The following is a 21,075-nucleotide window of genomic DNA, read 5'->3' on the forward strand; positions in this document are numbered from 1 at the left end:
TGTCACCCGATCAAGTCTGCTCACCCGATCAGGCCGGCGAGGCCGCGCCACAACCCGAAGGCACCTAGATCGTTGAAGGTCACGAGAATCATCAAGGCCAGGATCGCCGCCATGCCGCCGCGGAACGCCCATTCCTGCACCGCGACGCTAACCGGCCGACGCCGGATCGCCTCAATCGCGTAGAACAGGAGGTGACCGCCATCAAGCATCGGCACTGGCAGCAGGTTGATGAACCCGAGATTGATGGAAACGAGCGCGATCAGGCCGATGAACGCCGGCCAGCCGAGCGTCATCTGCTCGCCCGATACCTTGGCGATGCGGATCGGCCCGCCGAGTTCGTCGACCGACCGCCGCCCGGTGATGATCTGCCCCAGCGTGTCGAGTGTCCCACGGACGATGTCACCGACCTGATGCGCCCCGACCAGCGGCGCCTTGATCAGCGACACCGGCTGATATTCGGCCGGCGGGCTGGCAATGCCGATACGGCCGATGCGATAGGCGTTGCCGAAGCGATCCTTCTCGGTGACCACGCCGATCGCCATGGTCGTGCTCCCGCGCGTTCCACCCCGTTCATAGGTGACGGCTACCGTCTCCGCGGGGCGCAGCATCGCGAACTGCGCGATATCGGCAAAGCTTTCCATAGCGCGGCCGTCGAGTGCAATCAGGCGGTCGCCCGCGCGCAGGCCGGCAACGGCGGCGGGGCTACGCTGTACGACGTCACCGACCACGGGGGGCGCGGTGCGCGCGCCGTAGAAGTGCGCAAAGCCCGCCAGAATCAGGATCGCGGCCACGAAGTTCACGAACGGCCCTGCCGCGACGACGATTGCGCGCTGCCACACCGGTTTCGCCTGAAAGGTGCGCGCGCGTTCGTCCGCCGGCAGCGCCAGCCATTCTGCGGTCGGCTGGCTGGCAGGCGTCATGTCGCCCGCAAAGCGAACATAGCCGCCGAGCGGAAGCCAACCCAGTTTCCAGCGGGTGCCGCGCTTGTCGGTCCAGCCCGCGACCTCGTTGCCGAAGCCGATCGAGAACGCCTCCGCCTTCACGCCGAACCAGCGGCCGGCGAGATAATGGCCCATCTCGTGGATGAACACGAGCGGGCCGATGACGCCGATGAAGGCAAGCAAGGTGAGCGGAACGCCCGGAGTGTCGATCAAGCCAAATCCTCTACGCGCCGACCCGCTATCGCTCTCGCCTCGGCATCGATCGCGAGCACCGCGTCGAGCGTCGCCGGAGCGGGCGGGTCGTACCGGTCGAGGATATCGCCGACGATTGCGGCGATTTCGAGGAAGCCGATGCGACCCTGCAGAAACGCGGCGACGGCGATCTCGTTGACGGCGTTCAGGATCGCGGGACGGGCGCCACCCGCCTTCAACACTTCGCGCGCAAGGCGGAGCGCGGGGAAGCGATCCTCGTCGGGAGCGGCGAAATCCAGCCGACCGAGCTTGACGAGGTCCAGCGGCTCCATCGGGGTCGCCATTCGATCGGGCCAGGCGAGACAATGGGCGATCGGTACGCGCATGTCGCTGGGGCCGAGCTGCGCCAGCATCGATCCGTCGATATAGTCCACGGCCGAGTGGATCACCGATTGAGGGTGGATGACGATCTGGATGCAATCGGGATCGACCGGGAACAGCCGCGCCGCCTCGATCAGTTCCAGACCCTTGTTCATCATCGTCGCCGAATCGACGCTGATCTTCGCGCCCATCGACCAGTTGGGATGCGCGACCGCCTGTTCGGGGGTCACGCTCGCCATCCGCTCCCGCGGCCATTCGCGAAACGGCCCGCCACTTGCGGTCAGGACGATGCGGCGGACGGCACGCGCGTCGTTGGCGGCGAGGCACTGGAAGATCGCATTGTGCTCGCTGTCGGCCGGCAGCAGCGTCGCACCGGATGCGGCCGCGGCGGCGAGGACGATCTCGCCCGCCGACACCAGCGGCTCCTTATTGGCGAGGACGACGGTGCCGCCCTGCCCCACCGCCGCCATCACCGGCTCCAGCCCGGCACAGCCAACGATCGCCGCCATCGTCCAGTCCGCCCCCGAGGCCGCGGCGGCGATCACCGCATCGCGTCCACCCTCGGCACGCGTCGCGGTGCCGGCCAGCGCGTCGCGCAGCGCCGGCAGGCGCGCAACATCGGCGACGACCGCCAGTTCGGCCCGTGTGCGGCGTGCGGCTGCGGCAAGACGCTCGACGTCGCCATTGGCGGTCAGCGCCCGAACGCGAAACCGCTCCGGCTCGCGCTCGATCAGGTCAAGCGTCGAGGTGCCGACCGACCCGGTCGCGCCCAGAACGGAGACGGTCTTCATGCCAGCAGCGTCGGCAGGATCACGAGCAGCATCGCCACCGGCATAACCGGCACGACCCCGTCGAGCCGATCGAGGACGCCGCCATGTCCGGGCAGCGTGTTGCCGGAATCCTTGACCCCGGCGCGACGCTTCAGGGCGCTTTCGAACAGGTCGCCGGCCTGCGCCAGCACCGCCAATACGGGGGTGGCGAGAACCAGCATCGACGGAAGGCCATATCCCGCATGGATGATATAGGCGACCAGCGTCGCCAGCAGGATGCCGCCGATCAGGCCGGACCAGGTCTTGGCCGGGCTGATCTTCGGTGCCAGCTTCGGGCCGCCAATTGAACGGCCCGCGAAGAACGCGCCGATATCGGTCGCCCAGACCAGCGACAGCGCCCAGAGCGCATGGACCAGCCCGGTGCCGGATTGCTCGCGGATCACCAGCAGCGCGAATACCGGCAAGCCACAATATAGCGTACCCGCCGCCAGCCGGGCGTTCCGCGTGACGATCGCAACGAAGAAGAACGCCGCGCCGAGCACGCCCAGCACGAAGAAATGCGGTCCTGCGGCCAGCGGCGACATCAGCGCCAGCGGCACCGACAGGGCGAACTGGCTCATGCGCTTGGTGCGGCGATCGACCTTTGCGAGATCGGCCCATTCGGCCATCATGAACAGGCAGACCACAACCGCCAGCAGCCACATTCCGATCCCGCCGAGCAACAGCGCGACCATAGCGACGGCGATCATCGCCACGCTGGCGATCATCCGCAGGCGAAGATTGGACGGTGTCCGCAGTTTCGCGTCGGGCGTCGGCAACGCCGCAGGATCGTCAGGAAGCTCGCTCACAAGCCGCCGTAACGCCGCTGACGCCGGGCGAACGCCGCGACCGCCGACGCCAGGGCGTCGCCGTCGAAGTCCGGCCACAGCGTCTCGACGAACAGCAGCTCGGCATAGGCCGCCTGCCAGAGCAGGAAGTTGGACAGACGCTGTTCCCCCGACGTGCGGATGACGAGATCGAGCGGCGGCAGATCCGCCGTGTCCAGTTCCGCCTCGATCGCCGCTTCGTCGATCATCTCCGCGGGCAGGCGTGCCGCCAGCCGGCGGGCGACCGCCGCGAGTTCGGCCTGCGCACCATAGTTCAGTGCGATCGCCAGCAACGGCCCGGTATTCGACGCCGTACTCGCGATCGCGTCATCGACCAGCGCGACGAGGTCGGGCGAAAATGCACGATAGTCGCCGATCACGCGCAACCGCACATTCTCCCGCGACAATTCCGCCAGATCGGAACGGATGAACAGCCGCAGCAATCCCATCAGGTCGCTGACTTCTTCCGCCGGCCGCCGCCAGTTCTCGGACGAGAAGGCGTACAGGGTCAGCGCCTCGATCCCCATCTCACGCGCCGCGCGCGTGACGCGGCGCACCGCCTCCACACCGGCACGGTGCCCGGCGAGTCGGGGCAGATGCCGCTGCTTCGCCCAGCGGCCGTTGCCATCCATGATGATCGCGACGTGGCGCGGCACGCCCGCCTGCCCGCCTGTATCGACGGGCAGCGTCGCGGCCGCGGACGCCAAGGAACCCGGAGGGCTCACTTGCCCAGAATTTCCTTCTCTTTCGCCGCCGATGCCGCATCGATATCAGCAATCGTCTTGTCGGTGATCTTCTGAAGCTCGGTTTCGTAACGCTTGCGCTCGTCCTCTCCGAACACGTTTTTCTTCTCGTCCACCTTCAGGCTGTCCATGCCGTCGCGACGCACGTTGCGGGCGGCGATCCGCGCCTTCTCGGCATATTGACTGGCCAGCTTGGCGAGTTCCTTGCGACGTTCCTCGGTCAGGTCGGGGATGGGGAGGCGCAGCGTCTGCCCATCGTTGATCGGGTTCAGACCCAGTCCGGCAGAGCGGATCGCCTTCTCGACCGGGCCGACGTTCGACTTGTCCCACACCTGCACCGACAGCATTCGCGGCTCGGGAGCCGACACGGTCGCGACCTGCGACAGAGGCATGTGGCTACCATAGACCTCGACGTTGACCGGATCGAGCAACGTCGTCGATGCACGCCCGGTGCGCAGACCGCCAAGATCGTGCTTCAGTGCGTCGACCGAGCCGGTCATGCGGCGCTGGATATCGGCCTTGTCATAGGCAGGCATCAGTTCGTCTCCTGATTCTGTACAATCGTCGAAACGCCTTCACCGGCGAGCACGGCGGCGAAATTGCCATGTTCCCGGATATTGAAGACGACGATCGGGATATTATTGTCGCGACACAGCGCGATGGCGGAGGCATCCATGACCTTCAGGTCGTCGGACAGCACTTTCGAATAGCTGACGGTATCGTACCGCGTGGCCGTCGGCACCTTTTTCGGATCGGCATCATAGACGCCGTCGACCGACGTACCCTTGAACAGCCCGTCGCACTTCATCTCGGCGGCGCGCAACGCGGCACCGGAGTCGGTAGTGAAGAACGGGCTGCCGACGCCTGCCGCGAAGATCACGACGCGGCCCTTTTCCAGATGCCGTTCGGCCCGACGGCGGATGAACGGTTCGCAGACGCTCGCCATCGGGATCGCCGACTGCACGCGCGTATCGACCCCGATCTGCTCCAGCGCGTTCTGTACCGCGAGCGCATTCATCACGGTCGCCAGCATACCCATGTAATCGGCGGTGGCGCGCTCGATGCCCTTGGCTGCGGCCGACAGTCCCCGGAAGATGTTGCCGCCCCCGACCACGATGCAAAGTTCATAGCCCTGGGCGCGGACGTCGGCGATCTCCTGCGCGACGCGCGCGGTAGTTTCGGGATCGATGGCGAGGCCGCCCTCGCCCATCAGGACTTCCCCCGACAGCTTCAACAGGATGCGTTTGAATTCTGGCATGATACTCGAAAGGCTGTTGCAGGGCGGCGGGAACCTTAGGCGTGAGGTCCGGGAGGGGCAACCCGAGTGCGTGCCTGCACCGGAAAATCACACATCCCGATCAGCCGCTGCACGAGAATGGCCGCGACAATCGTGACGAAGGGGCAGTCACGGGCAACTCGCCCATGACCGCCCCTCCTGTCACCCAAATGATCCCCTTCCGTCGCCGGGAGGGAGGATCGCCCGGTTTACGCGGTAGGCTGCGGCACGCCCGACACGGCCGCGACTTCGGCGGCGAAGTCGGAGGCTTCCTTCTCGATGCCCTCGCCAAGCTGAAAGCGCACATAGTCCTTCAGCACGATCGTCGCGCCGGCGTCCTTGCCCGCCTTCGCGACGACGTCGCTGATCTTGGTCTTGCCGTCCATGACGAACAGCTGGCTGACCAGCGCATGCTCCTTGCGGTACTTGGCGATCGAGCCCTCGACCATCTTGGCGATGATCTCGGCGGACTTGCCGCTCTCACCGGCCTTTTCGGCAGCGATCGCGCGCTCGCGCTCGATCTCGCCCTCGTCGAGGTCGGCCTCGTTCAACGCCTTCGGGAACGCGGCGGCGATGTGCATCGCCAGCTGCTTGCCGAGCGACTGGAGCACCTCGTTCGACGCCTCCGATTCGAGCGCGACGAGCACGCCGATCTTGCCCAGACCCGGCGACTGCTGATTGTGGACGTAGGACACGACTGCGCCCTTGGACACTTCGAGGCGCCGGGCGCGGCGCAGCGACTGGTTCTCGCCGATGGTTGCGACATTGTTGGTCAGCACGTCGGCGACGGTGGTTCCGGACGGCATCGCCTCGCCCTTCAGCGTCTCGATATCGTCGCCGGTCGCCAGTGCAATCTGCGTGACTTCGCGGACGAAATCCTGAAACTGATCGTTCTTGGCAACGAAATCGGTCTCGGAGTTCACTTCGACCGCAGCACCCCTGGTGCCAGACGTCGCGACGCCGACAAGACCCTCGGCCGCGGTACGGCTCGACTTCTTCTGCGCGGCCGCAAGACCCTTGGTGCGCAGCCAGTCGAGCGCGGCATCCATGTCGCCGGCGGTTTCGTTCAGCGCCTTCTTGCAGTCCATCATACCCGCGCCGCTCTTCTCGCGCAGGTCCTTGACCATCGCTGCCGTGATATCGGCCATTGTCCTGATCCTTTTCGTTATCCGAATATGTTTGCGGGCGGGGCGGAGCTATGATGCCCCGCCCCGCCCGCTAGACTTCGCGCGTGACGGTTACGCGTCGATCTGGCGCTCGGCTTCCGCGGCTTGGCCGGCTTCCATAGCCTGATCGGCATCGGCGCTCGACACGGGATCGGTGCCGGCGTCCGCTGCGGGCGTCTCGATCGCCTGCTCCTCCGCCGGCGGCTCCATCATCGCACCGATGTCGGCGCCCGAGCGGCGCTGCTGCTCCTGGCCGCCACGCGTCGCCGCGATCGCGATCGCCTCGCAATACAGGCGGATGGCGCGGGCTGCGTCGTCGTTCGCGGGAACCGGGAAGGCGATGCCGTCCGGCGACACGTTCGAGTCGAGGATCGCGACGACGGGAATGCCCAGCGTGTTGGCTTCCTTGATCGCCAGCTCTTCCTTGTTCGCGTCGATCACGAACATGACATCGGGCACGCCGCCCATATCGCGAATACCGCCAAGCGACATTTCCAGCTTGTCGCGCTCGCGCGTCAGCTGGAGCACCTCCTTCTTGGTCAGGCCGTGCGTGTCGCCCGACAGCTGCTCCTCCAGCGTCTTCAGACGCTTGATCGAGTTGCTGATCGTTTTCCAGTTGGTAAGCATGCCGCCCAGCCAGCGGTGATTGACGAAATGCTGACCCGAACGACGCGCCGCGTCGGCGATAGGCTCCTGAGCCTGGCGCTTCGTGCCCACGAACAGGACCTTGCCACCACCGGCGACCGACGACGACACGAATTCGAGAGCGCGCGCGAACAACGGCACGGTCTGCGACAGATCGAGGATGTGGACGCCGTTGCGGTCACCGAAGATGTAGGGCTTCATCTTCGGGTTCCAGCGATGGGTCTGGTGACCGAAATGCGCGCCGGTTTCGATGAGCTGCTGCATGGATACGACTGGAGCCGCCATGATGATATTCCTTTGCCGGTTATGCCTCTGGGAAGCGGATGACGCGGCCTGAAAGACCGGCGCACCGGTATGTGGTGCTTCCCATGCGGAGTTGAGGCGCGCTGCTTAGCCGGACCACGCTCCGAATGCAAGATGAGAACATTCCACGTACAGATGCTTGACGATGGAACGTGAGTGGAACATAAGCGGTTCAGATCAGAACGAAGGACTGATCCATTAACATATGTAGTTCAGCCGGCATGAAACACACCGGGCGAACAGCAGGTTTCGGAACCGAACGAATCCCGACCGGTTGAGTGGGGTCGAGGGGTTCGCGTCATGGAGGCGGACATGGTGATGATCGTGGTTAGTGCGCTGGTATTTTCAACGGCTCTGGCAGTTTCGCTGGCAGTGATCGGCCTAGCGATAGGCCCGCAATGGCGGCGCATCGTGCGGATGGGGATGGGTCATGTGGAACCGTCCTTCGCACCATTGGAAGTCTTGGCCCTGGCCGAGCGGCGCATTGCCGTCAGGCGGTGGGCGTCGGCTCCGGTACCTTTGCCGATACGGCGGCTGCGCGAAGTCGCCTGACTTTGGCATAGCTCGCAACGCTGAAGGGGATCAGCGCGATATAGATCACGCTGATTGCGCTGAGCGTGTGCCATGGCGCGGTAACGAGCGATGCTCCCAATAGGACAATCAACGCCAACGCTTCAAACCGGATACGTCGGCGCAGGCGTAGCGATGTCCATGAGAAAGTCGCTACGCTCGACACCATCAAGGTGGCCACGATGATAGTCCATGGGGCGACGAGGTAGGGGTTGGCAAAGACTGGCTCGCCCGACCATAACCAGAAGAACAACGGCAACAGTGCGAGTCCTGCTCCTGCGGGAGCGGGCACTCCGGTCAGGAAACCGGCGGATTTGTGAGGCTGCTCGGTTTCATCAATCTGTGCGTTGAAACGCGCCAGACGCAATGCACAGAATACGGCGAGGATCAGGGATGCCATCCAGCCAAACCGTGGCAGGGTGGACAACGACCAAAGATAGAGGATGAGAGCCGGCGCGACGCCGAACGAGATGGCGTCTGAAAGAGAGTCGAGTTCGGCGCCGAACCTGCTCTCGCCGTGAAGCAGACGAGCGATGCGACCGTCGATGCCATCGAGCACGCCAGCAACCATAATCATCGCTGCCGCCATTTCCCAATTTCCGCCAATCGCAAAACGCACGCCGGACAAGCCCGAGCAAAGCGCCAGAGCCGTGACAGCATTGGGTGCGATTGCCCGGAGTGGAAGCCCCCGGGGTACGCGACGCTCGCGGCGACGGGCGGGTCGGAACGCCATCAGCGGATTGACCGAGACATGAATGTCATTGCGCGATCCCGACAGCAGCCGTTCCGCCGATCCGGCCGAGGACGGTTTCGCCAGCGATCGACCGCTGACCCAGCGCAACTTGCGGCGCGCAATCGTCCGGCAGGTAGACGTCGACGCGGCTGCCGAAGCGGATCAGACCGACACGCTGCCCGGCGGCGACCATGTCCCCCGGCTTGACGAAGCCGACGATGCGGCGGGCAACGAGGCCGGCGATCTGGGTGAAGCCGATCTTGCGGCCGTCACGGGCCTCCACGACGAAATGCTGGCGCTCGTTCTCGTCGGAAGCCTTGTCAAGATCGGCGTTGAGGAACTTGCCGGAAATATAGACCACTTGACGGATGGTGCCGGCGATAGGGGTGCGATTGATGTGCACGTCGAACACCGACATGAAGATCGATACGCGGACCAGCGGTGCCTCGCCCAGTTCGCCCACGAGTTCGCGCGGGATCGCGACACGCTGGATCATCGTGACCAGACCGTCGGCAGGGGCGACGATCAGGTTTTCACCTTGGGGCGTGGTGCGGACGGGGTCACGGAAGAAAGCGGCGACCCAGATGGTCAGGCCGACCAGCGGCCAGAACAGCACGTTGGAGACGATCGTCAGCAGAAGCGTTATCCCGGCCGAGATCGCGACGTATTTGCGACCCTCCGGATGAACGGCGGGGAAGCGCCACTTCACCGTGGAGGTGACGAGTGGCGGTTTGTCGAGTGAGGTCATCGCGCCGGTCTACCGTCCAACGCTTCGCCTGACAATCGCGCCGCCGCACCCGACGATGCAGCGGCGCGACCGGATCACCCGAATGCAACCGTCGTTCGGCGGCGGCGGTGACGGAGCGCGCCACCCGTGAGCGCGACACCGACGATCATCATCGCCCACGTCATCGGCTCCGGCACCGCGGCGAGCCCCAGCTGATCCGTCAGTCCCCGCCCGATAGCGCGGTGAATCTGCGTTGTCGGGTGGATGGTGTCGAAATAGACGAAGCCGTCACAGGCAGGCGCGGCGCCGGGAGCCTGAAGGCAGGCACGGCCGGTATCGAGCATCGTCGGCAGTCCGTAGCGTGCCGGATCGGCGTAGATCGTTCGCTGAAAATCGAACAAGTCGAAAAATCGCGCATTGCTGCCGGTGGCCGCCGCGAAGCTGCCGACCAGTCCTTCGAACGCCATGTTGAGGTTGAACGACAGGCCGGTTCCGATCGCCGACAGCGTTGGCAAACCCAGCTGCGTGACGACCGGGATCTGGCCGATGTCGGGCAACCCGGTGACGATGAAGTTGCGGGCACCGCGAGCGTAGAGTGAGGCCAGCCCGTCCGTCATCGCGCCGAGTGTCGCGTCGAAACCGGGTCGATAGCCGGGGATCGTCGCCACTCGCTCCAGTTCCGATCGCACGTCGTTGCCGCCGAGCGTGATGAGGACCAGCGAACGGGAGTCGAAGACGTTGGCGGAGGCGTCGTACAATGCGATCTGCTCGGCGAAACTGGGACTTGCGTCGCCGATGACCTCGCGCGCCTGGGCCCCGCCCACGGAATAGTTTCGCCCGCCATATTCAGACGCGACCGCCGGCCCACCATCCACGGCACGGCCGACATAATCGGCGAAGGTGAAGCCGTTCGAGAAGCGACCGCGGAAGTAACCAGCTGCGGTCGGAGCGGGATCGGCACCCCTCACGTCGCGCCGGAACTTCTGCGCGTTGCCGCCGTCGACCAGACTGTCGCCGAAGACGAACAGGTTGCTGTAGCCCTGCGCCGAAGCGGGCGCGGCGAGGATCAGCGCGGTTGCGGCGATCACCCTTTCCAGAGTTCCGGACGCCATGATTCTCTCCCTGATCTATTGTTAACGCATCTTTTACCACCCTCTCGGTCGTGCGGAAACGCCATTCCGCCCCGCGCCCGTTTACAGCGCGCAACCCGCATCCTAGACGGCGCGCAACCCCATCATCGCTGCAAAGGACGAGACCGCATGGCCAAGATCAAGGTGAAGACGCCCATCGTGGAAATCGACGGCGACGAAATGACCCGGATCATCTGGGAATGGATTCGCGAGCGCCTCATCAAGCCGTATCTCGACATCGAACTCGACTATTACGATCTCGGCATCGAACATCGTGACGCGACCGACGATCAGGTTACGATCGATGCAGCCAAGGCGACACAGAAATATGGCGTCGCGGTGAAGTGCGCAACGATCACCCCCGACGAGCAGCGCGTCGAGGAATTCGGTCTGAAGAAGATGTGGAAGTCGCCGAACGGCACGATCCGCAACATCCTCGGTGGCGTCGTGTTCCGCGAGCCGATCGTCATCAAGAACGTCCCTCGCCTGATCCCCGGCTGGACGCACCCGATCGTCGTGGGCCGTCACGCTTTCGGCGACCAGTACAAGGCGACCGATTTCAAGGTCCCGGGTGCCGGTAAGCTGACGATGAAGTGGGTCGGCGAGGACGGTCAGGAGATCGAGCACGAGGTGTTCGACTTCCCTGCCGCCGGCGTCGCGATGGGCATGTACAATCTGGACGAGTCGATCCGCGACTTCGCCCGCGCGTCGATGCACTACGGCCTGAACCTGAAATGGCCGGTATATCTGTCGACCAAGAATACGATCCTGAAGGCGTATGACGGGCGCTTCAAGGACCTGTTCGCCGAGATCTTCGAGGCGGAGTTCAAGGACAAGTTCAAGGAAGCGGGCATCGTCTACGAACATCGCCTGATCGACGACATGGTCGCATCGGCGCTGAAGTGGAGCGGCGAGTTCGTGTGGGCGTGCAAGAACTATGACGGCGACGTGCAGTCGGATCAGGTCGCGCAGGGCTTCGGCTCGCTCGGCCTGATGACGTCGGTGCTCCTGACGCCGGACGGCAAGACGGTCGAGGCGGAGGCCGCGCACGGCACCGTCACGCGTCACTATCGCCAGCATCAGCAGGGGAAGGCGACCTCGACCAACCCGATCGCGTCGATCTTCGCATGGACCGGCGGGCTGAAGTATCGCGGCAAGTTCGACGATACGCCGGAAGTGACGCAGTTCGCCGAGACGCTGGAGCGCGTCTGCATCCAGACCGTCGAGAACGGCCACATGACCAAGGATCTCGCGATCCTGATCGGCCCGGATCAGCCATGGATGACGACCGAGCAGTTCTTCGAGCAGGTTCGCTTGAACTTGGAAGCGAAGATGGCGGTCGCCGCCTGATCCGACGGGCGGAGCGGGATCCAGCCCGCTCCGCCTCATCGCATGCCGCGCGCCACCGCCGCGGCCCGAAGATATTGCCAGTAGATCGCGCACCCGAGCAGGTGGAACACGAACGGCAATCGCGTGATCCGCCAGAACTCCACGCGAGCGAATGCCAGCCAGCCGAAGCCGATGCTGAACAGGCAGGCCAGCACCGACAGGACGAGCGACAGCAGCGTCGCTCCCGCCCCTGCTGCCAACGGGGTCCCGCCGCGGTAGCGGAAGAGATACGCGAAGCTCGCCGCCATCCACATTCCGAACCACATCGGCGACGTCATCAGCATCGCGACCATCAGCATGCCCGGGCCATCCGGGCTGGTTCCCCCCTCGGCGTAGTAAAGCCGGCCATGCCACATCACCAGCGGCAGGACGGCGACGCCGAGCAGCACGCCCGCAGTCCAGAGCATCAGCGCGGATCGAGGAGTCCGAAGCGTCATGATCGTCGGTATGCGCCGAACATCGGCGATGCGCGAGGGCGACGATCCAAATCCGATGTGGCGGACGATCAAGCCTAGCCTGATCCGGCTTCGGCTGGTTAAGTCGGGCGCATGGCGCTCAGGTTGGACAATGAAGGTTTCTCGGATGCTCTGGTGATCCTCGGCGCGGCCGGTCTGGTGATCCCGGCGTTCGCCCGGTTCCGGATCAGCCCGGTGATCGGGTTCATCCTGGTGGGTCTGGCGGTCGGCCCCGCCGGTCTGGGGCAACTGACGGGCATGTTCCCGTGGCTCTATTACGTGACGATCAGCGACCCGGCGTCGATCGAGCCGTTCGCAGAATTCGGCATCATCCTGCTGCTGTTCTCGATCGGGCTGGAACTGTCGTTCCGGCGATTATGGGGGATGCGGCAGCTGGTGTTCGGGACGGGGGCGGCCGAGTTGTTCGGGTCGGCCGCGCTGATCGCGATCGCGCTGCACCTGATCGGACAGGACTGGGCGGGCGCGGCGGGACTGGGGCTGGCGCTGGCGCTGTCCTCAACCGCCCTGGTGCTGCCCTTGGTGGGAACGACGAGCCCGGTCGGACGCGGCGCATTCGGCATGTTGCTGTTCGAGGATCTGGCGCTGGTGCCGATCATCTTCGCGCTCGGCGCCATGGCCCCGACCGCGAGCGACGAAGGATGGACCGGGATCGCGGGTGTCGCGCTGAGGGGCGGAGCGACCGTGGTCGCCATGTATCTCGGCGGGCGAATCGTACTACCGAGATTGTTCGCGCAGGCGGCGCGGACCAAGAGCCCCGAGCTGTTCCTAGCGGCGTCGTTGCTGGTCGTGATCGTCGCCTCCGTCGCGACGACCGCGGCGGGGCTGTCGCCGATCGTCGGCGCGCTGCTCGCCGGGCTGCTGATCGCGGAAACCGAATATCACAGCGAGGTCGAGGTGATGACCGCGCCGTTCAAGGGGCTGGCGCTGGGCGTGTTCCTCATCACGGTGGGTATGAGCCTCGACCTGAGACTGATCGGGCAGAACTGGTCGGGACTGTTGCTGGCGGTGGCGGGGGTGGTCGCGGTCAAGGCTGTCGTGACGTACCTGCTGCTGCGGGTGGCGCATGCGCGCGCGGGCGTGGCGGCGGAGACGGGGCTGCTGATGGGCAGCCCGTCGGAGACGACGCTGATCGTGCTGGGCACCGCCGCGCAGGCGCAGTTGATCCTGCCGTCCACCGCCGCCTTCTGGCAGACGGTGACGGCGATCGGCCTGACGATCACGCCGTTGCTGGCGAAGGTGGGCCGGATCGCTGCCCGGCGGATAGAGGCGCGGGATATCGCCGCACCCATTCCGGAGGCCGACGACGGCGGCAGTCGCACCGTGCTGATCGGGTTCGGGCGCGTCGGACGGATGATCGCCGATATGCTGGCGACGCATGGGCAGCCGTACATCGCGGTCGAGGCGGATATCGACGCGGTGTCGCGGGCGCGGGCGGAGGGGTATCCGGTCTTGTTCGGCGACGTGGCGCGCGGCGAGTTGATCGACCGGCTAAAGCTTACCGCATCGCGCGCGCTGGTGCTGACGATGGACGATCCCGTACTGACCGCGCGGCTGACGCGGCGGTTGCGGGCGGCGGCCCCTGCCCTGCCGATCATCGCCCGTGCGCGGGACGCGGGGCATGCGGCGGAACTGTACCGGGCGGGCGTGACCGATGCGGTGCCGGAGACCCTGGAGAGTTCGCTGCAACTGTCGGAGGCGGTGCTGGTCGATCTTGGGGTCGCGATGGGGCTGGTGATCGCGTCGATTCACGAGAAGCGTGACGAACTACGGCAGTTGATCCGGCGCGAGGCGGCGATGGAGCGGGAACCGCGCATCCGCCGGGTGCGGCGAAAGAGCGACCTGGCCTGATTACTTCGGACGGTACCAGCCGAAGGGAAGGAGGCGGTCGGCCAGTTCCTGTGCCTGTTTCGCATTGCCCTGACGCAGGGTGGCGGCGACCTGCGCCGCGCTGCGCTGGACGATGCGATCGAGCGGGGTCGGCGCAGGCGCACGGACGGCGGTTTCCAGCAGGGTCCGGCCGCGCGCGTCTTCGGGATCGAGCTCGATCAGCATCATCCCCGCGAACCCGGCGAACATCGCGCGGTTGCCACCGAGCGCGACCGACCGTTCGATCGCGGCGATGCCCGTACCGCGCTGGGCACCGACGACGCGGCCGACGAGCCGCCCGACGCGGTTGATGACGCCCAGATGCCACGCGCCGAGGCCAAGCTGTGCCTCCGCATTGCGGGGGAAGCGGGCACAGACCGTCTCGAACTCCTTGCGCGCTGCGGTCGCCTCCGACCGGCTGCCGGTCAGCTTCGCGCGATAGCCTAGCGCGACCGCCGCCAGCACGGCATAATCCTCGTCATTGGGGCGCGCCGCCGCGATGTCGCGGACGCGGTCGACGCGGGACAGGGCGGTGTCACGATTGCGATCCTCGAACGCCGCCTGGGTCAGGATGTCGCGCGCGGACTGGGCGATGGCCGGCATCGCGAGCGCCACGCAGGCGACCGCCGCCGACCCGATCCACCGTCCCCGCATCCCCATTCCCTTCGCTGTCATGAACGCCGAACCATCGGGAACGGATTAGGATAGCTGCCGCCGGTCAGGATACCAGCGCCGCGCGGATCGCGTCGAGCGCACCGGCCGCCTTGTCGCCGTCCGGTCCGCCGCCCTGTGCCATATCGGGACGACCGCCGCCGCCCTTGCCGCCGACCGCCGCGACGGCGACCTGAAGCAGCTCGACTGCGTTGCGGGTGCCGACGAGGTCGGGGGTGACTCCCACCGCGATCGAGGCGCGGCCATCGTTGACGGCGACGATCGCCGCGACGCCGGAGCCGAGCCGTTGCTTCGCCTCGTCCACCGCACCCCGAAGCCCCTTGGCGTCGAAGCCGTCGAGCACCTGACCGATAAAGGCTGTGCCGCCGACGTCCTCCGGACCGGCGGGTGCACCCGCGCCGCCGCCGGTCGCGATCGCCTTCTTCGCCTCCGCCAGTTCGCGCTCCAGCCGCTTGCGGTCGTCGAGCAGGGCGGCGACGCGCGCGGGCACCTCATCGGGCGTGGTGCGGAGCGTCGATGCAGCTTCCCGCAGCACCTCGTCGCGGTGAGAGAACCACGCGCGGGCAGCTTCGCCGGTCAGCGCCTCGACGCGGCGGACGCCGGACGACACGGCACCCTCGCCGATCACCTTGAACAGGCCGATCTCGCCCAGCGCGCCGACATGCGTGCCGCCGCAGAGTTCGAGGCTGTAGGCGCCGTCGTCGTCCTGCCCCATCGACACGACACGGACCTCGTCGCCGTATTTCTCGCCGAACAGCGCCATCGCGCCCTCTGCGATGGCTTCGTCAGGCGTCATCAGGCGGGTGACGACGGGGCCATTACCGCGGACCTGCTCGTTCACGCGCGTTTCGACCTCGGCGATGTCCGCAGCGGTAACGGCGACCGGTTGCGAGAAGTCGAAGCGCAGGCGGTCGGGCGCGACCAGCGAGCCCTTTTGCGCGACATGCGTGCCGAGCCGCTGGCGCAGCGCCTCATGCAACAAGTGGGTCGCCGAGTGGTTGGCGCGGATCGCGGCGCGACGGGTCAGGTCGATCGCCAGCTTCACGGCGTCGCCGACCCTGATCTCGCCCGACTGGACGTCGGCGTGATGGACCCAGATGCGGCCGAGTTGCTTCGACGTGTCGGTGACGAGCGCGTGCAGGCCGACGTCGCTCGACACGATGCCGGCATCGCCGACCTGACCGCCGGATTCGGCGTAGAACGGCGTCTGGTTGACGACGATCGCAACTGTTTCGCCGGCGGTGGCGTGATCGACGCGCACGCCGTCGCGGATCAGCGCGACGACCTCCGCCTCGCCGGTGTCGTTGGCGTAGCCGGTGAACTCGGTCGAGCCGGACTGTTCGGCGATGTCGAACCACAGGTCGTCCGAAGCCTTGGCGCCCGACCCCTTCCATGCGGCGCGGGCGGCGCGCTTCTGTTCGGCCATCGCCGCGTCGAACCCGGCACGATCGACCGCGAGCCCCTGCGCGCGCAGGGCGTCCTCGGTCAGGTCGTACGGAAAGCCGTAGGTGTCGTAGAGCTTGAACGCGGTTTCGCCAGCCAGCGTGCCGCCCTCTGCCAGGCCCGCCGTCGCCTCGTCGAGAAGCTTCAGGCCGCGGTCGAGCGTCTGGCGGAAACGCGTCTCCTCCTGCTGGAGCGTCGCCTCGATCAGCGGCTGCGCGCGGACCAGTTCGGGAAAGGCCGCGCCCATCTCGGCGACGAGCGCCGGCACGAGCCGGTGCATCAACGGCTCCTTCGCGCCGATCAGGTGGGCGTGGCGCATCGCACGCCGCATGATCCGGCGCAGGACATAGCCCCTGCCCTCGTTCGCCGGCAGCACCCCGTCCGCGACGAGGAACCCGGCCGAGCGCAGATGGTCGGCGATGACGCGGTGCGACGCCTTCCACTCGCCGTCGGGCGCAGTGTGGGTGAGCGCGGTCGAGGCAGCGATCAGCGCCCTGAAAGTGTCGGTGTCGTAATTATCGTGGACGCCTTGCATCACGGCGGCGACGCGTTCGAGACCCATGCCGGTGTCGATCGACTTCTTCGGCAGCTCGCCGACGATCTCGTTCGCGTCCTGCTCATATTGCATGAACACGAGGTTCCAGATCTCGACGAAGCGATCGCCGTCCTCGTCCGGCGAGCCGGGAGGGCCACCGGCGATATGGTCGCCGTGATCGAAGAAGATTTCCGAGCAGGGGCCGCAAGGGCCGCTGTCGCCCATCGCCCAGAAATTGTCCTTGGTCGGGATGCGGATGATCCGGTGATCGGGCAGGCCGGCGATCTTCTTCCAGAGATCGAACGCCTCGTCATCGGTATGGTAGACGGTGGCGGTCAGGCGATCCGGGTCGAGGCCCCATTCCTTCGTCAGCAGGGTCCACGCGTGAACGATCGCCTGTTCCTTGAAATAGTCGCCGAACGAGAAATTGCCGAGCATCTCGAAGAAGGTGTGGTGCCGCGCGGTGTAGCCGACATTGTCGAGATCGTTGTGCTTTCCGCCCGCGCGCACGCATTTCTGCGACGACGTGGCGGTGACGTAGGGGCGGCTTTCGAGGCCGGTGAACACGTTCTTGAACGGGACCATGCCCGCGTTGACGAACATCAGCGTCGGATCGTTCTGCGGCACCAGCGGCGCGGACGGCACGATGCGGTGACCGGTCGAGCCGAAGTAATCGAGGAAGCCGCGGCGGATGTCGTTCGTGGATGTCATGGGGCAGCGGCTTAGGCGAGCGACGGGATCGGCTCAAGCGCCCGATTCGCGGGGGACGAGACACCGAAGTGGAGGAAGTGGAGGCGCTGGACGGATGTCCTCCACTTCGGCGCAGTGGCGCGGTTAGTGGAAGATGTTTGCTGTCGGGGCGTGAGGGCGGGCATGCGGGCGTTGTACGCGACGGCGGTGGTGTAGGACAGGATTTGACGGGCTCAGCCGTCGACGCCCCAGCGCAGGCCACCGGGCAGCGGGTCATGGGCGTAGTCGATCTGGAGCACGCGCCGGCGCCGCGACGGGGTGGTTCGTGCCGATCGATGCAGGATGGGCGTGCTGTAGAACCATACCTCGCCTGCATCGGCGAGACAGGCATATTCGCCGCCAGCCTCGACGATCGAGCCGATCGCGTCCTCGGCGATGTAGCCGAGCCGGTGCGAGCCGGGGACGACCATCAAGGCACCGTTGTCCGCATCCACCGCGTCGACATGGATGCGGACGGTCAGCATGTGCTCGATGACGCCGATCGGCGGCGCGACGTGGAGGCGGCCCTGCTTCACGGTAAACGGTCCGAAGCCGTCGGTTTCGACGCGCTCGGCCACCTCGATCGTGCGATCCTGATGCCAGCCGAGCGCCCAATTGGCTCCGTCACGTTTGTCGAACAGCAACGCGCGGACCGGCCGGGCATCGTCGCCGATCATCGTGGCTGCCGCTGCCGTGATGTCGGCCAGCGCCGGGAAGGCGTCGAGCAAGCCCGGGTCGATGCGTTTTCCGGGCTGGGTGGCCGGGAGGGCCTCGAATAGTCCCGACACCGCATCGCGTGCGTCGTCGTTCAGGCGGTGCGGCCATTTCGCGTAGCCGCTCGTGGCGAGATCGCGCCGCATCATACCGGCGCGTCGAGCGACCGGGGCGGCTTGCTGAACCACTTCGGACCGGTCGGGGTCATGTGGAAGCAATCCTCCAGCCGGACACCGAACTTCCCCGGCAGGTACAGGCCGGGTTCGTCGGAGAAGCACATGCCGGCGGCGAGCGGCGTCGCCTCGTTATGGACGAGGTTGACGGGTTCGTGGCCGTCCATGCCGATGCCGTGCCCGGTGCGGTGCGACAGGCCGGGCAGGCGGTAGCGGGGGCCGTAGCCGGCGCTTTCGTAATAGCGGCGGACGGCGTCGTCGACGCTGCCGGCGGGTGCGCTGATTTTTGCGGCGGCGAAGGCGATCTGCTGGCCGCGCGCGACGGTGTCCCAGACTTTCCGGTGTTCCAGCGTGGCGGTGCCGTGGACCCAGGTGCGCGACACGTCCGATTGATAGCCGAGGACGGTGCAGCCGCAATCCATCAGCACGACCTGTCCGTCGGCGACGCGGATGACCTCCCGGCTGCCGTGCGGAAGCGCGGCGGCCGGGCCGATCAGGGCGAGGGCGAATTCGGGACTGCCGCCGAGCTTGCGGGTGGCGGCGTTCATGAGCGCGCCGATCTCCGCGCCGGTCATGCCCGCTTCGACCCGCGGATGCGTCCAGCGGTAGGCGGCGATCGTCACGTCGGTGGCGACCTGCATCAGTGCGATCTCCGCCGGGGTCTTGAGCATGCGACAGCCGCGCACGACCGCGTTGGCGCTGGTCAGGCGGGCGCGGGGCAGCGCGGCGGCGAGTGCCTCGACCGCGAAGAAGCGGACGGTTTCCTCGATGCCGATCGGCCGCGTGCCGAGGCGGCGATCGGTCAGGAAACCGGCGACGGTGCGCAGCGGGTCCTGATCCTCCTGCCATACGCGCACGTCCGCCGGGATCGCCAGCGTCTGGCGGACCGAGGGTTCCTCGAAAAAGGGCGTGACGATGCACGGGCGACCCTCCACCGGGATGACGACGGCGGTCAGCCGTTCGCTCCGGCCCCAGCGAACGCCGGTGAAATAGGTCATCGACGACCCCGATTCGATCAGGATCGCGCCGAGGCCGTTCGCCTTCATCAGCGCCTGCGCACGGGCAAGGCGACCGGCATATTCCTGCGGCCCGATCGGAACCGCGTCGCGCGTGATATCCTGAAGCCGCGACAGGTCCGGCCCGGCGGCGCGGAGTGCGCCCGCGACGGACAGGAACGGCAGCGCGGTGGCGGCGGCGAGCAGATGGCGGCGGGTGGCGAACATGATCGAGGTGGGTAGGCCCCTTGACCGCGCCGCCGCAATCCCCTTCCCTTCCCGGCACGTATCGGGAGTTCGGAATGGCCATGCGCCTCACTTACTGGATTTTGGGCGCGCTCGTTCTGGGGCTGGTCATCGGTTGGGGGCTGCATGTCGCTATCGACGACGGCAGCGCGGCGTCGGCGGACCGGCTGACGACGATCGCGGGATATTTCTCGATCCTGACGACGCTGTTCCTGCGCCTTATCAAGATGATTATCGCGCCTTTGGTGTTTTCGACGCTGGTCGTCGGCATCGCGCATATGGGCGACACGGCGGCGCTGGGGCGGGTGGGACTGAAGAGTCTGGGCTGGTTCGTGACCGCCAGCTTGTTGTCGCTGACGCTGGGGCTGATCCTGGTCAACGTGCTGCAACCGGGTGTCGGGCTGGCGCTGCCGTTGCCGCCGGCCACAGCGGACGCCGGTTTGGCGCGGGCGGCGTTCGATCTGAAGACGTTCGTCAGCCATATCGTGCCGGCGTCGATGGTCGAGGCGATGGCGACGAACGAGATTTTGCAGATCGTCGTTTTTTCCGTCTTCGTCGGCGTGGCGATCACGGCGGTCGGCGAGAAGGCCGCGCCGCTGGTGCGCGCGGTCGAGGCGCTGGTCGCGGTGATGTTGCAGATCACCAACTACGTCATGCGGTTCGCGCCGATCGCGGTGTTCGCAGCGGTCGCGTCGACGCTGGCCGAGCGTGGGCCGGGCGTACTCGGCGACCTCGCCTATTTCATGGGGTCCTTCTATCTCGGGCTGGCGCTGCTGTGGCTGCTGCTGATCGGGATCGCATTCGTGCTGCTCGGGCCGCGGACGCGGTTTCTGGTGCGGTATATCCGCGATCCGCTGATCCTCGCCTTTTCGACCGCATCGTCTGAGGCGGCGTATCCACGGACGCTGGAGGCGCTGGACAAGTTCGGGGTGCCGCCGCGGATCGCCAGTTTCGTGTTGCCGCTAGGCTATTCGTTCAATCTCGACGGATCGATGATGTACATGACGTTCGCGTCGCTGTTCATCGCGCAGGCCTACGGCATCCATCTGTCGATCGGCGAGCAGATCACGATGCTGCTGGTGCTGATGGTGACGTCGAAGGGCATCGCCGGCGTGCCGCGCGCGTCGCTGGTGGTGATCGCGGGGACGCTGTCGCTGTTCAAGATTCCAGAGGCGGGGTTGCTGCTGATCCTGGCGGTGGATCATTTCCTCGACATGGGCCGGTCCGCGACCAACGTCATCGGCAACGCGATCGCGGCGTCGGTGGTGGCGAAGTGGGAGGGCGGGCTCGATCCGCGCGAGGACCCGGACGTGATCGCCGCTACCGCCCCGGCGGGCGGTGGCCCGGCGGTGGCGGTGGAGCGGTTCGAGGATATACCCCCGCGCGCTTAGGGT

The 21,075-nt window shown here is 66.4% G+C and carries 19 protein-coding genes; 3 read left to right on the forward strand and 16 right to left on the reverse strand.

What is annotated here, in order from left to right; translation table 11 throughout:
• Positions 1-20: 20 nt before the first annotated feature.
• The 11 genes from rseP to ASG07_RS17800 form a co-directional block, all read right to left on the reverse strand.
• Positions 21-1,154, reverse strand: coding sequence for an RIP metalloprotease RseP (rseP, locus tag ASG07_RS05675; RefSeq protein ID WP_055843419.1), 1,134 nt, complete (start codon positions 1,152-1,154; stop codon positions 21-23).
• On the reverse strand, positions 1,151-2,305 hold the full coding sequence (locus tag ASG07_RS05680; protein ID WP_055843421.1) for a 1-deoxy-D-xylulose-5-phosphate reductoisomerase: 1,155 nt from the start codon (positions 2,303-2,305) through the stop codon (positions 1,151-1,153). Before ASG07_RS05680 ends, rseP begins: the two co-directional genes overlap by 4 nt.
• Positions 2,302-3,051 carry a phosphatidate cytidylyltransferase gene (locus tag ASG07_RS05685; protein ID WP_055843957.1) on the reverse strand — a complete coding sequence of 250 codons (750 nt, stop codon included), beginning with the start codon at positions 3,049-3,051 and terminating at the stop codon, positions 2,302-2,304. Before ASG07_RS05685 ends, ASG07_RS05680 begins: the two co-directional genes overlap by 4 nt.
• Before the next feature lie 77 nt (positions 3,052-3,128).
• The gene (locus ASG07_RS05690) at positions 3,129-3,857 is read right to left on the reverse strand and encodes an isoprenyl transferase (RefSeq protein ID WP_269082626.1); all 729 of its coding nucleotides are present in this window, start codon (positions 3,855-3,857) and stop codon (positions 3,129-3,131) included.
• 14 nt (positions 3,858-3,871) lie between these two features.
• Positions 3,872-4,429, reverse strand: a complete 558-nt coding sequence (frr, locus tag ASG07_RS05695; protein WP_055843423.1) for a ribosome recycling factor — start codon at positions 4,427-4,429, stop codon at positions 3,872-3,874.
• Positions 4,429-5,151, reverse strand: a complete 723-nt coding sequence (gene pyrH, locus ASG07_RS05700) for a UMP kinase (protein ID WP_055843425.1) — start codon at positions 5,149-5,151, stop codon at positions 4,429-4,431. Before pyrH ends, frr begins: the two co-directional genes overlap by 1 nt.
• 227 nt (positions 5,152-5,378) lie before the next feature.
• Positions 5,379-6,317 carry a translation elongation factor Ts gene (gene tsf / locus ASG07_RS05705; RefSeq protein WP_055843427.1) on the reverse strand — a complete coding sequence of 313 codons (939 nt, stop codon included), beginning with the start codon at positions 6,315-6,317 and terminating at the stop codon, positions 5,379-5,381.
• A 90-nt stretch (positions 6,318-6,407) separates the two neighbouring features.
• The gene (gene rpsB / locus ASG07_RS05710; RefSeq protein ID WP_055843429.1) at positions 6,408-7,265 is read right to left on the reverse strand and encodes a 30S ribosomal protein S2; all 858 of its coding nucleotides are present in this window, start codon (positions 7,263-7,265) and stop codon (positions 6,408-6,410) included.
• 508 nt (positions 7,266-7,773) lie between these two features.
• On the reverse strand, positions 7,774-8,586 hold the full coding sequence (locus tag ASG07_RS05715) for a CDP-alcohol phosphatidyltransferase family protein (protein ID WP_055843431.1): 813 nt from the start codon (positions 8,584-8,586) through the stop codon (positions 7,774-7,776).
• 25 nt (positions 8,587-8,611) lie between these two features.
• Positions 8,612-9,334: a phosphatidylserine decarboxylase gene (locus ASG07_RS05720; RefSeq protein ID WP_055843433.1), complete on the reverse strand. Its 723-nt coding sequence runs from the start codon at positions 9,332-9,334 to the stop codon at positions 8,612-8,614.
• Between the two features lie 74 nt (positions 9,335-9,408).
• Positions 9,409-10,425, reverse strand: coding sequence for an SGNH/GDSL hydrolase family protein (locus tag ASG07_RS17800; RefSeq protein ID WP_055843436.1), 1,017 nt, complete (start codon positions 10,423-10,425; stop codon positions 9,409-9,411).
• A gap of 147 nt (positions 10,426-10,572) precedes the next feature.
• Between ASG07_RS17800 and ASG07_RS05730 the strand changes: the two genes are divergently transcribed.
• Positions 10,573-11,793, forward strand: a complete 1,221-nt coding sequence (locus ASG07_RS05730; RefSeq protein ID WP_055843437.1) for an NADP-dependent isocitrate dehydrogenase — start codon at positions 10,573-10,575, stop codon at positions 11,791-11,793.
• Positions 11,794-11,828: 35 nt separating this feature from the next.
• Here ASG07_RS05730 and ASG07_RS05735 read toward each other — a convergent pair whose 3' ends face one another.
• On the reverse strand, positions 11,829-12,269 hold the full coding sequence (locus ASG07_RS05735; RefSeq protein ID WP_156361759.1) for a hypothetical protein: 441 nt from the start codon (positions 12,267-12,269) through the stop codon (positions 11,829-11,831).
• A gap of 111 nt (positions 12,270-12,380) precedes the next feature.
• Here ASG07_RS05735 and ASG07_RS05740 point away from each other — a divergent pair, with 111 nt between their 5' ends.
• On the forward strand, positions 12,381-14,156 hold the full coding sequence (locus ASG07_RS05740; RefSeq protein WP_055843441.1) for a cation:proton antiporter domain-containing protein: 1,776 nt from the start codon (positions 12,381-12,383) through the stop codon (positions 14,154-14,156).
• On the opposite strand, the gene ASG07_RS05745 is transcribed toward ASG07_RS05740, so the two are convergent.
• The 4 genes from ASG07_RS05745 to ASG07_RS05760 form a co-directional block, all read right to left on the reverse strand.
• A complete protein-coding gene (locus ASG07_RS05745; protein WP_156361760.1) occupies positions 14,157-14,849 on the reverse strand; it encodes a hypothetical protein in 693 nt (230 codons plus the stop codon).
• 43 nt (positions 14,850-14,892) lie between these two features.
• Positions 14,893-17,535, reverse strand: coding sequence for an alanine--tRNA ligase (gene alaS / locus ASG07_RS05750; protein ID WP_055843445.1), 2,643 nt, complete (start codon positions 17,533-17,535; stop codon positions 14,893-14,895).
• 212 nt (positions 17,536-17,747) lie between these two features.
• Positions 17,748-18,413 (reverse strand): phytanoyl-CoA dioxygenase family protein, encoded by a 666-nt coding sequence (locus tag ASG07_RS05755; RefSeq protein WP_055843961.1) that lies wholly within the window; start codon positions 18,411-18,413, stop codon positions 17,748-17,750.
• Entirely contained in the window at positions 18,413-19,663 is a 1,251-nt protein-coding gene (locus tag ASG07_RS05760; protein WP_055843446.1) for a M24 family metallopeptidase, read from the reverse strand. Before ASG07_RS05760 ends, ASG07_RS05755 begins: the two co-directional genes overlap by 1 nt.
• A gap of 74 nt (positions 19,664-19,737) precedes the next feature.
• On the opposite strand from ASG07_RS05760, the gene ASG07_RS05765 reads away from it, so the two are divergent.
• Positions 19,738-21,072, forward strand: coding sequence for a dicarboxylate/amino acid:cation symporter (locus ASG07_RS05765; protein WP_055843448.1), 1,335 nt, complete (start codon positions 19,738-19,740; stop codon positions 21,070-21,072).
• Positions 21,073-21,075: the final 3 nt, after the last annotated feature.

This window comes from Sphingomonas sp. Leaf343, assembly GCF_001423765.1.
GTDB lineage: Bacteria > Pseudomonadota > Alphaproteobacteria > Sphingomonadales > Sphingomonadaceae > Sphingomonas.